12 protein-coding genes, 1 tRNA gene and 1 riboswitch are annotated in these 16595 nt (G+C 42.3%); all 13 genes read right to left on the bottom strand.

Annotated elements, in window-relative coordinates:
• Positions 1-335 precede the first annotated feature (335 nt).
• A complete protein-coding gene (locus GT641_RS00670) occupies positions 336-1241 on the bottom strand; it encodes a 3D domain-containing protein (protein ID WP_119962967.1) in 906 nt (301 codons plus the stop codon).
• A 646-nt stretch (positions 1242-1887) separates the two neighbouring features.
• A complete protein-coding gene (dusB, locus tag GT641_RS00665) occupies positions 1888-2841 on the bottom strand; it encodes a tRNA dihydrouridine synthase DusB (protein WP_008401362.1) in 954 nt (317 codons plus the stop codon).
• 8 nt (positions 2842-2849) lie between these two features.
• On the bottom strand, positions 2850-3623 hold the full coding sequence (locus GT641_RS00660) for a type III pantothenate kinase (RefSeq protein ID WP_161116577.1): 774 nt from the start codon (positions 3621-3623) through the stop codon (positions 2850-2852).
• Positions 3624-3632: 9 nt separating this feature from the next.
• On the bottom strand, positions 3633-3959 hold the full coding sequence (locus tag GT641_RS00655) for a DUF6145 family protein (protein ID WP_008401359.1): 327 nt from the start codon (positions 3957-3959) through the stop codon (positions 3633-3635).
• Positions 3960-3967: 8 nt separating this feature from the next.
• Positions 3968-4723, bottom strand: coding sequence for a 4-hydroxy-tetrahydrodipicolinate reductase (dapB, locus tag GT641_RS00650; protein WP_119962964.1), 756 nt, complete (start codon positions 4721-4723; stop codon positions 3968-3970).
• Between the two features lie 219 nt (positions 4724-4942).
• Positions 4943-5827 carry a 4-hydroxy-tetrahydrodipicolinate synthase gene (gene dapA, locus GT641_RS00645; RefSeq protein WP_161116576.1) on the bottom strand — a complete coding sequence of 295 codons (885 nt, stop codon included), beginning with the start codon at positions 5825-5827 and terminating at the stop codon, positions 4943-4945.
• A gap of 116 nt (positions 5828-5943) precedes the next feature.
• Positions 5944-6118: riboswitch (Lysine riboswitch) on the bottom strand.
• A 108-nt stretch (positions 6119-6226) separates the two neighbouring features.
• Positions 6227-6856, bottom strand: coding sequence for a single-stranded DNA-binding protein (locus GT641_RS00640; RefSeq protein ID WP_069591596.1), 630 nt, complete (start codon positions 6854-6856; stop codon positions 6227-6229).
• Positions 6857-7044: 188 nt separating this feature from the next.
• Positions 7045-7851 (bottom strand): RNA methyltransferase, encoded by an 807-nt coding sequence (locus GT641_RS00635; RefSeq protein ID WP_161116575.1) that lies wholly within the window; start codon positions 7849-7851, stop codon positions 7045-7047.
• A gap of 72 nt (positions 7852-7923) precedes the next feature.
• On the bottom strand, positions 7924-11475 hold the full coding sequence (locus tag GT641_RS00630; protein WP_161116574.1) for a DNA polymerase III subunit alpha: 3552 nt from the start codon (positions 11473-11475) through the stop codon (positions 7924-7926).
• Positions 11476-11551: 76 nt separating this feature from the next.
• A complete protein-coding gene (locus GT641_RS00625; protein ID WP_044945368.1) occupies positions 11552-12112 on the bottom strand; it encodes a DUF5662 family protein in 561 nt (186 codons plus the stop codon).
• Positions 12113-12309: 197 nt separating this feature from the next.
• Positions 12310-12382, bottom strand: a tRNA-Thr gene (locus GT641_RS00620).
• A gap of 5 nt (positions 12383-12387) precedes the next feature.
• The gene (locus GT641_RS00615) at positions 12388-13668 is read right to left on the bottom strand and encodes a DUF4143 domain-containing protein (protein WP_243143654.1); all 1281 of its coding nucleotides are present in this window, start codon (positions 13666-13668) and stop codon (positions 12388-12390) included.
• Between the two features lie 120 nt (positions 13669-13788).
• Positions 13789-16509, bottom strand: a complete 2721-nt coding sequence (locus GT641_RS00610) for an SEL1-like repeat protein (RefSeq protein WP_161116573.1) — start codon at positions 16507-16509, stop codon at positions 13789-13791.
• Positions 16510-16595 lie beyond the last annotated feature (86 nt).

Genomic DNA, 16595 nt, shown 5'->3' with positions numbered 1-16595 from the left:
GTCATATAGGAACTTATTCATGATATATATAACAGATAAAACCCATGTGTGGCAACAATCTTCTATGATCGGGAATGACATTCATGTAGTTTCGTAATGAGATACACTCTAGCTGTCAGCATCAAGCCCTTGTCTGAACCCACAGGGTGAGTTAGGGCGACTGCTGACAAATAGGCGAGTGTGTCGAATAGAAACGAAATGAGTCATTCCCGATCATAGAAGGCTGTTACTACACATGGGCTTTATCGTTGCCACACAGTGAGCAGGGCATGGTCTACTCGCTACGCAAAAAGGACAGAACCCAAAGGGTTCTGTCCCACTCTGTCTATACTGAATTATTTGACATATACGTCAACAGTTCTTCTTCCGTAGTTTAAAGCTGCCTGATGGCTTGAGAAGAAAATATCGATTCTGTTACCACGAATTGCACCACCTCTGTCCTCTACGACATATGTGTGACCATCAATGATAAGTTCTGTACCAAACGCAAAATTACTTGGTGCCGCAATTGTTCTTCCTTCTGTAGCATATGTACCGCTGGCTGTAATTCCATCGGACTTACCACAACAGTATGAACATCCGCAGTAAGCTGTTGTTGTGAATGTACCAAGATAAGTTCCCGGCTGATAGCTGTCATCTTCTACATAGATTGCACCAGCTGTAGCTTCTTCCGTAGCTTCTGTAGCTTCGATACCACGCTGCTGCTTCTCATCGCCTACGCTCTCTGTTGTCTTCTTTGCTTTCTTGCTCTTCTTTGCGAGTGCCATCTCTTCTGATGAAGATGCCGGCTCCTCTGTAGTCGTTTCTGTCGTTGTTGCCTCAGCGGTTGTTGCCTCAGTTGTAACTTCTGTTGTTTCCTCTGTTGGTTCCTCAGCAGTTGCTTCTGTTCTGTCTTCAACTGTAAGAAGATCAACTTTATCTTCCTTTGCTGCAAGAGCAACGGCTTCTGTCTCTTTACTTGTCTTCTCAACCTTTGCCAACATATCGGCATCATTGATGGACTTCTGTAAATCTGTGTATTCTATCTTAGAATATTCAACCTTCGTATCTTCGATTGCTGTAGATTCAAGCTGTGAAACAGCTACCAGCTTTGCTTTTGAATGAACTCGTGATTCATCCGAAGCCAGAGTGACAAATGATGCAACTCCGAGGGAAGTGGATACTACAACAATACCTGCTCTCATCAGATATTTCTTAATATTTTCTGAAAACATCTGGCTGGAGCTTGAAAATTTCTTCATAATTTTCTCTCCTTGATTTCTTTTCAGTTTCGAAATTGTTACAAAAAGATTAACTCTTGTTTGTATCGTTATTATAATGCCTGACAATCAAAAGGTCAAGCAAACCAGCCATTTTTATTAATTATGTCGTAGCTACAAAATATTTTACCAAAATAATATGGTATTTTTATATAATTTTAATAATTGTGTATTGTGCATTTTGCATATTTTAACATCTTAACATTTATGCAACAACTTGGCACATTGGACACTTCCACAAAGATAAATTCTTAATTTTTAGCATCAAAACTGCATTTTTTCTTAAAAAAAATAGAAATAATTTTGAATCGCACACGCATCCAGCTGCATATATTTCAAAATCATCTCTATTTGTTTCTAATGTCTGACACACCAAGTCTGTATCTGAATTCGCAGGTGTGTTTTTGGGGGGCTGGCTGGTTCTATATGTAACCAAGGACGTTCATATAGTTTCGTTATGAGATACACCCTAACAGTCAGCACCAAGCCCATGTTTGAGCCTATCAGGGCGAGTTTGGGCGACTGCTGACAAATAAGTTGAGTGTATCGAATAGAAACGAAATGAGTCATTTGTTTACATATAGAACCAATCAGCCCCCAAAAACACACCTGCGGATTCATACATGACTTAAAGCAGCATTCCATCCGTCCATGCATCAAGCAGCTCCACCATCTCATCATAGCTCTCTACCTGATTGATCAGATTCCGGAGTCTGGAAGAATCATACATACCTGCCGAATACCAGGCAACATGCTTCCGCATCTCATGAATCCCTGTAAACTCTCCTTTAAAATCGATCATCAGCCTGGCATGACGGAGCATTGTTTCCTTCACCTGCTGCTTATCCGGTCTTGGCGGAATCTCTCCTGTCTCAAAGTATGTCTTTAATTCATGGAAGATCCATGGATTGCCTCGTGCACCTCTTCCTATCATAAAAGCATCACAGTTCGTCTGTTCTTTCATCCGAATCACATCCTCGGGTGTCAGGATATCCCCATTTCCGATCACAGGGATATTCACTGCCGCTTTCACGTCTGCGATCACTCCCCAGTCCGCATGGCCATGATAATATTGCTCTCTGGTCCTGCCATGTACAGCCACGGCAGCCACACCGCTTTCCTCCGCTATATGTGCAACCTCGGGTGCATTGATATGCTCACTGTCAAAGCCGCTTCGGATCTTAATGGTAACCGGAAGCTTACATGCTTTTGTCATTGCCGACACGATCTTTCCTATTAACAGCGGATTCTTCATCAGCGCAGATCCCTCGCCGTTATTCACAATCTTCGGAACCGGACAACCCATATTCACATCGACAAATGCAAATCCACGATCTTCGATCTTCTTCGCCATCTCTGCAAGCAGCTCCGGGTCTGACCCAAATAACTGCACACCGATCGGATCTTCTTCCGGCGAAACCGCAAGCAGCGGAACTGTGTTCTTATTATCATAGTACAAGCCCTTTGCACTGATCATTTCCGTATATAAAATATCGCAGCCCTGTTCCTTTGCCAACAAACGAAATGGCTGGTCACATACCCCAGCCATTGGCGCCAAAACAAGTTTATTCGTAAAATCCATAAATACTCCTATGCCTGTTTTTGTTTATCCATAATAATTCGTAATCCATATAAGGTCAGATCCGGATCATAAGTATCGATGCAATCGGTATTCTCATAGATCATCTTACCGAGTCCACCGGTCGCAACAACCTTCATATTATCAAAACCGGATTCCTTCCGCATACGTTTTACAATGTATTCGGTCTGTCCGATATACCCAAGGCATACACCTGCCTGCATACTGGAGATCGTATCCTTACAGAGTATCGTATCCGGCACTTTGATCTCAATTTCCGGCAGCTTCGCAGTTCCGCTCCATAATGCATTTGCACCCAGACGGATACCCGGCGATGTTACTCCTGCTATAAATGAACCATCTCCATTTACCAGATCATATGTGGTCGCTGTTCCAAAATCGATCACCAACACAGGACCGCCATATATATAATACGCGGCTACCGCATCTACAATACGGTCTGCCCCGAGCTGCTTTGGATTTGGAATTGCAATATTAATACCTGTCTTTACTCCCGGCTCTACGATCAGAGGATCTAGTTTGAAATATTTCCTTATTCCGTTTGTCAGGGAATGCATCACATTCGGCACTACAGATGCAATGATAACTTCATCGATCACATCTAACGGAAGATTTCTCATTCTGAGCAACTCTCCCAAAAACACACCAAATTCATCTGAAGTTCTCGATATTCCTGTCGTCATACGGAATGTCTTCTCTAACTTTTTCCCGTCAAACAATCCCATCGTGATATTCGTATTTCCTACATCAATTGCAAATAGCATCTCTCACCTCTAATAGTCTTCCAGATAAAACACCTTATAAAACAATTCCAGACTGGAAAACAGCTGCTGCTTGTCCTTCTGTAACTGCTTGATCTTCAATTCGCATCCGATCTCATCATATAACAGATCTTCATCAAATGCCTCTGTTACAAGATTCAGGCTTCCTTCCTGGTCAAATTCAAGCCTCAGTATACCACCTACATCCTCTGTAAACAATACACACATGATTTTTAATTCTTTTTTTATTTCTTCCGGAAGTCCTTTAAACTCCTCATTCAGATAAAATTTCTGTTCGTACTTCGAACTAGCACATAATACAACCTTTTCTGGTTTCATTGTTTCTCCTATCCTATCACATCTGCCATATCATACATGCCTGCCGGTTTTCCTGCCAGGAATTTTGCGGCTTCTACCGCACCCTTTGCAAATACTGACTTGGAATATGCAGTATGCTTGAATTCGATCACTTCGTCAATTCCTGCAAAGATGACCTCATGTTCACCAACGATCGTTCCGCCACGAACGGCTGAGATACCAAGCTCTTTCTTATCTCTCTTTTTTCTGACCTGACTTCTGTCGTAGACATATTCATATTCTCCGCCTCTTGCTTCATTAATAGAATCCGCAAGTGCTATCGCTGTTCCGGATGGTGCATCTACCTTCTGGTTATGATGCTTCTCAACAATCTCGATATCATAGCCTGCCGGTGCAAATACATTTGCAGCATCCTTTAACAGCTTCATAAGAGTATTGATTCCAAGCGACATATTGGCTGACTTTAAGATCGCAACCTTCTTACTGCTCTCTTTTACCCTTGCAAGCTGTTCATCACTTAAACCGGTTGTACAGAGAACTACCGGGATCTGTTTCTCCACGCTGTAATCAAGAAGTGCGTCCACTGCCGCTGCTGCTGCAAAATCAACGATTACATCTGCTGCCACATCACACTTCTTAATATCTGTAAATACCGGATATCCGTTATCTCTGTTATCTGCTATATCAATACCTGCAACGATCTGTGCATTTGGATCATCTGCTACAAGTCCTGTGATCACCTGTCCCATCTTACCGTTACATCCATGCATTATGATTCGAACCATGTTCTTTTCCTCCATTTATCCTGTGTTTTACTCAATCATCCACGGCAGCCGCCAGATTCTCATGCAGGCATGAACTTTGGCTTACGTAACCGCGTAAACAAAAATCCCGCAGAGCCTGCGGGATTTTATATACTGCAGACAGATTCCTGTATCCCTTCTGTCCATCTTTGTCTATATCATACAGAATGGCTCTTTATCAGATCATCTGTAGTTTCTTTTTTAAAGTAAGCCGTATGCTGTCATTGCAGCCTTTAACTTCTCTACATGTGCCGGCTCCATCTCTGTTAATGGCATTCTCATCGTTCCGCCGCATAAGCCCATAAGCTCAACTGCCTTCTTAACAGGGATCGGATTTACTTCACAGAACAGCGCCTCACACAGATCGATCATCTTTAACTGAATATCAAGACTTTCCTTTACATCGCCATCCATGAACTTCTTAACCATATCATGTACATCTCTCGGAGCGATATTTGCTGTTACTGAGATAACACCTTTTCCGCCTAATGACAGAAGCGGTACTACCTGATCATCGTTACCGGAATAAATATCAATACAGCCGTCTGCCAGCTTTGCCAGCTTAACAACCTGTGCGATATTACCGGATGCTTCCTTGATACCTACGATATTCGGTACAGTCTTTGCAAGTGTAACCGCTGTCTCCGGCTGAATGTTACATCCTGTACGGGATGGTACATTATATAAGATGATTGGAACCTTTACAGAATTTGCAATAGCTGTAAAGTGCGCGATCAGACCGTTCTGAGTTGCCTTGTTGTAATATGGTGTTACTAACAACAATCCATCTACGCCATAGCTTTCTGCTTCTGTAGAAAGATAAATGGCTGTTCCTGTGCAATTAGAACCTGCGCCTGCGATAACAGGGATTCTGTGATCTACATATTCTACACATGCTTTTATACATGCAAGGTGTTCTTCATGTGATAATGTGGATGCTTCACCTGTTGTTCCACATACTATAATGGCATCTGTACCATTTGCAATATGGAATTCAACGAGTTCTTTCATCTTATCGAAATCAACCTCACCATTCTCCTTAAACGGTGTTACTAAAGCTACACCTGATCCTTCAAAAATTGACATGAAATTTTCCTCCTTAAAATCTAATACATAAAACCGTCGCGGAACTCTCTTTACTGTATCCATACAGTACTAAAGGTCGGCATACGAGCGCCGACCTTTAGAAATAATATACTTCTTTAAAAAGTAGCCCTCCATCTGTGACGATGACAGTCATACAGTTATTCGCTGCACAACCAGGTTACAGCTCCATGGATAACTGCTTCCTTCGGCGGTATCCCCTTTCAACACATATCATCTACCTCCATATATATCCATATATTTACTGATAAATACCGCGCCTCTACTGAATTTTTCTTTTTTCCATTAGATAAAATTACTATATCATTCCTGTCTGTTTCTGTCAATATGTAACGACTTCTTTTCCCTGTCTGTTCATTGCTTTACTGTCCCTTTACCGGTCTACTCCAGGCATTCCATTTTGCTGACAGATACCTCATAAGCAGTCTTGCTGATGATCTGATCATTCCCGATTCGTTTCTGGTATTCCCGGCTCTGGATCCTGCCCCATACAGCGACATGCTCGCCCACCTTCAGTTTTCCCGCAAATCTTGCGTTTCTGCCCCAGCAGATGCAAGGAATATAGTCGCTCTTGCCATATGCCCGGTTGACTGCCAGCAGAATATCTGCGATCTCCCGTCCCAGTGGTGTCATACGGTACACCGGTTCTTTGCATATATAACCGTCCAGATAGATCTGATTCGGCTTATTCTCTGCTTCCTCATCATCTTCATCCAATACCGATATCTCCCTGACAAATACCGATAAGATCAGACGGTTTCTCGTCTCTTCATGCTTGTTATAAGACCGAAACTGTCCTCTCGCCATCACCTTTTCCCCGATATGGGAATTCTCTACATCAAATAACCGATCAGACACCATAAGTGGTATTACGTCATAGGTATCACTCAGTCTGGCAACGACAAGATCCACCATATAAAATCCTTCTCCGAAGATCTCATGACTGAATGTAAAGTCTGATGCAATCTCCCCCGCTACGATCACCTGGTTATTGTTTAATGTTTTTTCCATGTTTTTTCTCCCTTCTGGTATATCCCTTCGAATGTATACCATAAAATATATTCTTTTATACCGGAAGATATGCTGCTTTTTTTTGTCTTGTTTTGTCTTATATCGGGAGTTAGGGCAAATTAATTGAATAAATAGAATAACGCCGGACTATATAAGCCCGGCTCCTTTTTAATATCACATATTTCTAATCATCTGCGTTGTCTATATGCTTCATACGCAAGAAGGGTTGCCGATATTGCTGCATTTAATGATTCCACCTGTCCTGCCATCGGAATACGGAGCAAACAATCAGCCTTTGATGATAACTCATCGGTCAGTCCGTTTCCTTCATTTCCGATCAAAAACGCATTGTTTCTTTTAAGCTTCCCTGCATACAGGTCACATCCATCCAAATGCGCCCCATAGACAACGATCCCATGTTCTTTCAACCGGTCAACCGCCTTCGCCGGATCATCCACATAGACAAACGGCACACGGAAGATCGTTCCCATTGTGGATCGTACCACTTTCGGATTGTATATATCACAGGAATCTCCTCCAATAATAATACCTGTAACATCGGCAGCCTCTGCCGTCCGCACGATCGTACCGAGATTACCCGGATCCTGTATAGATTCCAGAACTAAGAAAGTATTTCCGTTCTCGCGTTTATCCATCACAGAAATCAAATCTTCCATTGTATAATGATATCTCTCAACGACAGCAAGAAGTCCCTGTGGTGTCTTCGTCTGTGACATCGATCGGAATACGCTATCTGATACAACAACCAGTCGTCTGTCCTGTTCCGTGATTCCTTTTTCCGGAAGCTCGGTTCCATATCTCTGATATGCCGTTTCCGATACAAATACCTGCTTTACACGATCAAACGGGAGTTCCCGGAACATACGGATTCCTTCTACTATAAACACCTGTTCTTCTTTGCGAAATGACGCATTTTTATTTAGCTTGTTTATATTCTTTATCTTGGGATTTGAATTTGCAGTAATGATCTCCATATCTGCATCCTCCTGTCATTTATCTATTCTAAATATCATTCACAGCCACCATATATACACGCCGGAACTCTGCTATTTCTTCTTGTTCGGGCGAACCGTCACACGGCTGACACCATATTCCAGCTTCAACCGGTCAACGATACCGGAAGCGCCATCAACCATAAAACCTCTGCCCATATTCTTATACTGTTTTTCCTGTTTTATGAATATGTATACCGGACAGTTTCCTTTATATTCTTCAAGAATCGACAGGAAATCCTTCTCCAGTTCATCATATTCTTTTCTATCGTCAAAACATACCCAGACCTGAAGATCACCTTCTGTAAATTCCGGTTTTCCTGCATTTTCTCTGCGTGGCTTCATTCTGCCGCTGTTATTATAACGGCTGAAATCATTTCCGGCCACAACCTCATCAAAGGTCAGGATCTCCTCAGCGATCAGCTTCGCATCCTCCTCGGATACCGTTGCACGTCCCTTTACGAAGATCTTATTATCTGCCGTCAGCTTCTCACGATAATCTTCATATTTCTTAGGGAATACGATGATCTCCGTTTGTCCGACCATATCCTCCAGTGTTACAAACGCCATATTCTGATTATTCTTCGTCATTTTTATCGTAACATCTGCTACCATACCGCCAAGAATACAGATACTCTGATCCTGAACTCTTGCACGTCCTTCTTCCTCATCGATCATGAAATCCACCGATGAAAATGCCGTTTTCTCACTCATCAGTTTCTCATAATCAAGAAGCGGGTGGCCGGATATATAGATACCCAGTACGGATTTCTCAAGTGCCAGCTTCTCCTGCTCGTCATATTCCTCTACATCCGGGAATTTCGTCTTTGCAGCTTCTGCAAACTCACCGCCAAAGAATTCTGCAAATGACATCTGTCCTGCAGATAAATTCTTCCGCTCTTTATAGACTTCATCGATCATCATCGGATATGCCATCATCATCTGACGTCTCTTCACGCCAAAGCTGTCAAATGCACCTCCAAGGATCAACGCCTCAACAGTCTTCTTATTTGTCTCCTTCGGTGTCATACGAACCAGGAAGTCCTTCATGTCTTTATATGGTCCATTTGCCTCCCGTTCTTCTACGATCCGGTCTACTACTGCACTTCCGACACTCTTGATTCCTGACATGCCATATCGAATCGCACCCTTGGCTGCTGAGAATCCGCTGTAGCCTTCATTGATATCCGGCGGCAGGATCCGGATTCCCATCTGGCGGCAGGACTGGATATAGCCTGCGACCTTGGAACTGTTATCCTTTACCGATGACATCAGCGCCGCCATGAATTCAACCGGATAATAGCATTTTAAAAATGCCGTCTGATAGGCAACAACCGCGTACGCTGCTGCATGGGATTTGTTAAATGCATATTTTGCAAAATCCGTCATATCATCGAAAATCTTATCTGCAGTTGCCTCCGGGATACCTCGGGCGATACAGCCCGGCACTCCTAATTCTTCATTTCCATATACGAAATACTGTCGTTCCTTCGCCATGACATCCGCTTTTTTCTTAGACATAGCACGGCGTACCAGATCGCTTCGTCCAAGTGTATATCCTGCAAGCTTCATAACGATCTGCATAACCTGTTCCTGATATACGATACAGCCATAGGTCGGTTCCAGGATTTCCTGAAGTTCCGGTACATCATAGGTGATCTTCTCAGGATGTTCCTTACCATTGATATAGTTTGGAATAAAATCCATAGGGCCCGGACGATACAGAGAGATTCCTGCTATGACATCTTCCAGACTCTGAGGCTTTAGCTCCTTCATAAAGCTCTTCATACCGGAACTTTCAAGCTGGAAGATACCTTCTGTCTTTCCTGAAGTAATTAACTCAAATACTTTCTTATCGTCATAATCGATATGGTCGATATCAATATCAACTCCGGTCTCCTGCTTTATGAACTTCACCGCATCCTGAATAACGGTCAGAGTACGAAGTCCGAGGAAGTCCATTTTCAGAAGTCCTAACCGTTCGATCGTAGTCATTGTAAACTGTGTGATGATTGAATCATCACCGCCTCTTGCAAGCGGTACATATTCATCGATAGAATCTCTGCCGATTACGACACCAGCCGCATGCATACCGGTATTTCTCGGAAGTCCCTCTAACTTCCTTGCCATATCGATCAACTGCTTGACATCTGCATTTCCCTCATACATCTCCTTCAGCTCCTTGCTGACCTTCAGAGCTGTATCAATATTCATACCGATCTCCATCGGAATTGTCTTCGCTACCGAATCACAGAGTGCATACGGAAGATCCAACGCACGACCGACATCGCGGATAACATTTCGTGCTGCCATCGTCTGGAAGGTTACAATCTGTACTACCTTTTCTTTTCCATATTTACGGACAACATAATCGATAACCTCCTGCCTTCTCTCATAACAGAAATCCACATCGATATCAGGCATAGATACTCGCTCTGGATTCAGAAATCGTTCAAACAGAAGATTGTAACGGATCGGATCAATATTCGTAATCTCCAGACAATAGGCTACGATACTGCCCGCTGCAGATCCACGGCCGGGACCAACCGCAATCCCATGATCCTTGGCATATCTTATAAAGTCTGATACAATCAGGAAATAATCCACATATCCCATTTTCTTGATCGTATTGATCTCATAGGTCAGGCGCTCCATCAACTCCGGTGTTACCGGATTATAACGCTTCCTGATACCCTCCATACAGAGTTTTTCCAGATACTCCTCGGCTGTCAGCCCATCCGGCACATCAAATTCCGGCACCTTCTGCTCGCCAAATACGATCTCTACATTACAACGGTCTGCAATCTTCTGTGTATTTGCAAGCGCTTCCTTCGCATAAGGGAAAAGCTTATACATTTCTTCTTTGGATTTCAGGTAATACTGTCCGCCTGTATAGCGCATACGATCTTCATCATGTACCTTACGGTTCGTCTGGATACACAAAAGAACATCGTGTGCCTCCCAGTCCTCCGCAAGGATATAGTGAGAATCATTAGTTACGACCATAGGAATACCCAACTCTTTGGACAACCGCATAACACCCGCATTTACCGTCGCCTGCTCTGCCAGTCCATGATCCTGCATCTCGAGGAAATAATTATTTTCTCCAAATATCTTCAAATGACGGAGCGCTGCCTCTTTGGCTTCCTCATAGTTGTTCTTTCTTAAGTTGACCGCAACCTCGCCTGCCAGACAGGCTGAAAGCGCAATAATACCCTCGTGATATTGTTCCAGCACTTCCATGTCTACTCTCGGCTTATAATAAAATCCCTCGGTAAATCCTCTGGATACAATCTTTGACAGGTTCTTATATCCCTGATTGTTCTCTGCCAGCAGCACCAGATGATAGTATCGTTCCTCTCCTCTGGTATTCTCACGGTCAAATCGTGATCCCGGGCTGACATAGATCTCGCAGCCTATGATCGGCTTGATCCCCTCTGCCCTTGCTGCCTCATAAAAATCAATAACACCATACATAACGCCGTGATCAGTGATCGCAAGCGAATCATACCCCAGTTCCTTCGCGCGTTTCACCAGACTCTTGATCTTCGCCGATCCATCCAGCAAACTATATTCCGTATGCACATGTAAATGTGTAAAATCCATATTTATCCCTCCGGCTTTTCAGCCTCTCTTCCGTTTATATACTTTCTCCGGTCTGACGTTACTGCCGATAACGATCTTATTTCTGCTTTTTCTTCGGTCTTTTATTATGCAGCACTTCACGTCGTATATAGTCAAAAGTATAATCTTCTCCTTTTTCTGCCAACATTACAAGCAGACTTTCAAGCAGTGCATCCGTCTCCGGATGAAGCAGATGATTTCTTCTTGCTTTTCCTTTTCTGAAATATTCCAGTGGATAGGAATCATTATACTTCTCTTTATTATAATTCTTACTTGCTGCAATCCGGTCGCAGAACATCTCGACCACATACTTCTCCGGCATTTTACAGCCTGCCAATGCACCGGAGCGATCCATACTGTAATCTACCCAATATTCCAGATGATGCTTGTTTCTTCCCTTGTGGTGCAGCCATGCGCTTGTATATCCTTTTTCTTCACGCTCCGCGTCGTTTGGGCTGCGATCTCCCTGATAATACTTCACACCTACCGAGAACTCCGTCCATGAATATTTGGACAGATCATGCAGCAGTCCCTGTTTATATAAGCCTACCCGAAAGCAATTCTTCATAACCAGCCACTTATGATGGTTGATCGTTTTCAAATGTTTATACCAGTTCATATTCATGAAACTTTTCATCTCCGATTTCATTCTAAATATTGTCCGATTTTTATTGTATTTCATTTTACCCTTTTTGCCAACACCCAAGAAAGCAGTTACCTGAGAAATTTCATAATTCTGCCCCTAAAACCATTTTAAGGCATAAAAAATACCCCGAAGCCCTTGCTTTCTCTTAGGTTTCGGGGTATAAGGTTTAAAGCCGAAAAAGGGACTCGAACCCTCGACCCACGCATTACGAATGCGTTGCTCTACCAACTGAGCTATTTCGGCGTTTGTTAAAAATTCCAGATGCCGTATAACGGAACATTTAAAAGTCCGTTATTCATATACATATCATCTGTTGAGATTCTGATAGACGTCGCATTGTCATATCTCTGCTTGAACACCTTGGAACTCTGTGCCTTGGTATGTGGCTCTGTCTGTACATCAACCGGTACAACCTCGCCATCACCTTCATACACAAAATCAACCTTTGCTGTTGCAGATGATATCCAGAAGAACAGCTTGCCAATATTCTTATTCGCATATAATTCTTCTAGTGCATACTGCTCGGCTATCATACCATCCATCGTATCAACGATATTAGTCTTATCTATATCATTATAATGAATGCCTGCCATAATTCTTAAAAGACCGTGATCCAAATGATAAATCTCAAAGGATTTCTCATCCACCTGCTCTGCAAGTGGTAACACCCCGTGTCTTATACGATATACCTGACGGACAACTCCGATCCGTACAAGATGGTCAACAGACGACTCGTACTCTCTGGCTCTCGCCTTGGGATCTACATATCCGTACATAAACTTTTTATTCTCTTTGGTAAGCTGAACAGGAATACTGTTCCAGATCAACATAACCTTTGTTAAAAGTTTCTTCGGTGTTACTTTTACTATATATTCGGTCATTTTGTCAAGTGTTTTTTGCAAAATACCTTCAACTTCTTCAAAATTTTCATTTTTGTAATATTCATTTACCGCTTCCGGCATTCCCCCGGTCACTAAAAATGCATCCAACATTGTATCTATGCTTTTGCGTACCTCTTCCGGCAATCCTTCCAGTCTCTGGTTCTCGATATATTTCCAGAGTTTACGCCCCTTTCCGGCTTTTAAGAATTCATCAAAAGTCATCGGCATCAACTCGTATACAAAGAGATCATCCTGACATTCCGCTTCACCCGGTAACGGTCCATTAACAGTTGCAAGCATACAGATTCGCACATTGTTACTTACCTTCGCATACTCTACCAGATTTGGTACCGCCATCGTACTGAGCTGTACATTGTCAAAAATCAATAACTTGCCCTGAAAATCGTATTTATCCAGTGAGGTCGTTAATTTCGCATGAAGCTTCTCAGGCTTTCGCTCCTTTGAAATATACTGGCAAAAATCCGGATACTGCTCCAGATTGATAAGAATGTGTTCGTCAAAAAAGCCTGTAGCGAAATCAAGGGCTGCCCATGTCTTTCCTACAAACTTTCCTCCTCTAATGAGTGCTGCTTTATTTTCTCCAATCTCATACCATGTTGCCAGATCGTTCATGATATTTCTAAACATTTGTACTCACCTCTACGACAAACGCATTTGCCATTTCTACATACTGCTTCAACAGACACTTGCCCGAAGAATTACTCTTCGGGCAAGATACTGCTTTAAAACATACTGTTCTAAATTCTATTAAGCATCTTTTCCTATCGAAAGGAATCCATTCTCATTTGCCTTAAGAAGGAATGCAAGACCAATATTCTTTCTGTTTTCACCTGTTGCCTTATAGATCTCGCCGGTCTCAACCAGAGATTTAGCAATCGTATTCAATACATCCTTGAACTGCATCATCTCACGTCTATCCTTCGAACTAAGCTTGAAGATATACTGGTTCTTTGAACTGATCAAAAGAATACTGTATGTATGTATATTATCCTTTGAACTTCTGATCGCCGAACCGATCATTCTGGAGTTCGCAATAATAACTTCTGCATTCTCATCCGGCAGATACTCTGATACGATCAGTTTATAGATCTTAAGATAATCCTGCTCTGCTGTCGCATTGACAGGCATCTCAGCTACCGCAAATTCAACAACAGAATCGGCAAGCTTGATAGTACCGCCTTCATCATTGATCGTTGCTGAGCACTCTTTTGGAACGCACAGGCGGAAGAACTTATTCTCCACAATCTTCTGTCCCTTACCCGGTTCACGGATGATCAGATCCACATAATGCATTTCCAGTTTGTTCATCGCTACGATAGCAGTCTCATCACCGGTCTCTGCAAGCTCGATCAGTGCATCATACAGACTCCAAATCTGCTGTGTCGTAAACGGAACCAGTTCAAACAGCTTCTCAATAGCCGGAACGTAACCCATACTTGCATTTTCAATATAGAGCTTGATAGCCTCTTCGTTATCGAGACCTTTTTCAACCTTGTAATTGATAACCTTGAATAAGTTTTCCTTATCCCAGTCATCAAAGTTCGCATTAAAGGCTTTCTCAAAATACTTGATGCTCTTAATCTCGCCCTTATAATTTTCCTGTTTCTCCTGAAGCTGATAGATACGTCCAAGTTCATATCCTGCTCTGGCACTTCCAAGTCCAAGTGCTTCCAGATATGCTTTTTCAATCTCGTACGGCGTTGCTATATAGAAAATCTGCTGCTGTTTCATCATCGCGATCTTAATTGCCGCAGATTCACTTCCTGCCTGAACCGCTCTTTCCCATTTCTCAACGGCCGTCTGAAGATCTTCACCCTTCAGTTCCTCCAGATCCTTAATATAGCCCTCTGCTTCCGGTATACCATTCGCTCTTGCCTTTTTAAAATATTCCAGAGCCTTTCTTCCGTCTCTCTTGGTACGGAGCAGACCATAGTAATAAATACGTCCCAGATAGAATGCAACTCTCTTGTGTCCCAATCTCTCTGCGTTCTCGTACCAATTCAATGCTTTCATGTAATCCTTCATCTGCTGATCGTAGACATTTCCGATCAGAAATGCAAGTTCAGGATCCTTGGTTGCTTCAAATAACTGCTTTGCATAACTGATCGTTTTTTCCAGATCACGATATGGACTGTCTTCATCATAATACAGTTCTACAAGCAGATAACTTGCCTTGATACTGCCAAACTTCAAAGCCTGCTTTGCAGCCTTCATTGCGCCTTCATAATCTTCCAGATAATAGCAGTAGATTGCTTCATTGTAATACTGCATATCTCTCCGGTTTGCACTTTCTTCACTGACCAGTGTCGGATCAATAAATGCAAATGAGTTTGCTACCTCGAAGATAATCTCCTCGTACTGTTCAATGATCTCCATCGTTGCACATACGAAACGCATACATGCCAGTCGTCTTCCCTGATAGAACGCAAATGAAACAATACCCTTTTCCATATCCTTATGGTAGTATGTCGTGCAGATACCATCTGCATACTCTGTAATATATGCTTTCAACTGTAAATCTTCGTCAAATGCATCATTACAATATCTCAGATAGTTTTCCAATGTCTTCTTAGAATCCTTTGGTATACTGTCGTAATAAACATAGATTGCAAAATCTTTATATGTAAGGCTTGGTGCGTAATATTCTTCGCCTGTTGACTCATTGATGGTCTTCACCCAGTCTTTCGGAAGCTTGTGAATATAACCTTCCACCTGATTATGTACATAGGAATACTGATACTGAAGTCTGGAGGCCTCGATCACCTTGTATCTCGGTTCTTTTCCCTTTTCTTTTCTTCTCTGGGAAATCTCTGTATACAGCTTATCTTTTTCTTCAAATTCCAGGCTGTCCTCATGTGTGCTCGCATATAGTACTCGTTCATATGAAGCCTTTGCCTTTGCATCGCCTGCATCTGCAAGCTTCTTATACCACTGCATTGCCTTTTCCAGATCAGCAGGAACTACAAAATCACTCTTATTTCCATATTCATCGATTCGGTTCAATCCGCTCTCATAAATAGAACCAAGGCTCATATATGCTGCCTTGATGCCATAATCGGTTGCGGCTATTTCAAAATACTTGATTGCTTTTGAGAAATTCTGAATCTCCAGCATCATCTTGGCAAGTTTGTAAATAACATCTCCGTCACGGTTCTGATTTACATACTTCTCGTAGTATTTTGTAGATTTATTCATATCTACATTTGTCTTTGCATTACGATAAACACCCTTTTCATAAAATTCTGCCAGTGCAAGCAGGGCGTCATCCCCATATGATTTATACTGGGTATCCATTATACCAATGTCTGAAACCTGCTCCAGTATTTTAACCGATTCTTCCGAATCTCCGTTATCCATAAGGTTCATCGCCTTATTATACTGTAACTCTACGTTATTGACCGGTGCTTTCTTTTTAGAAAATCTGGATACGAAAGGTATTTTCTTAAAAATCCCATCAAAAAATCCCATATCTACTTCCTCCGATGACACATGTCCATTAATAAATTGATTTTATCACATTCAAACAAAGCGTGCAATAAAAACACCAATTAATT

Source organism: Clostridium sp. BIOML-A1 (assembly GCF_009874105.1).
In the GTDB taxonomy this organism is placed as follows: domain Bacteria; phylum Bacillota; class Clostridia; order Lachnospirales; family Lachnospiraceae; genus Coprococcus.
Note: the sequence above shows the minus strand (reverse complement) of the source record. Positions and strands in the feature narration are given on the sequence as shown.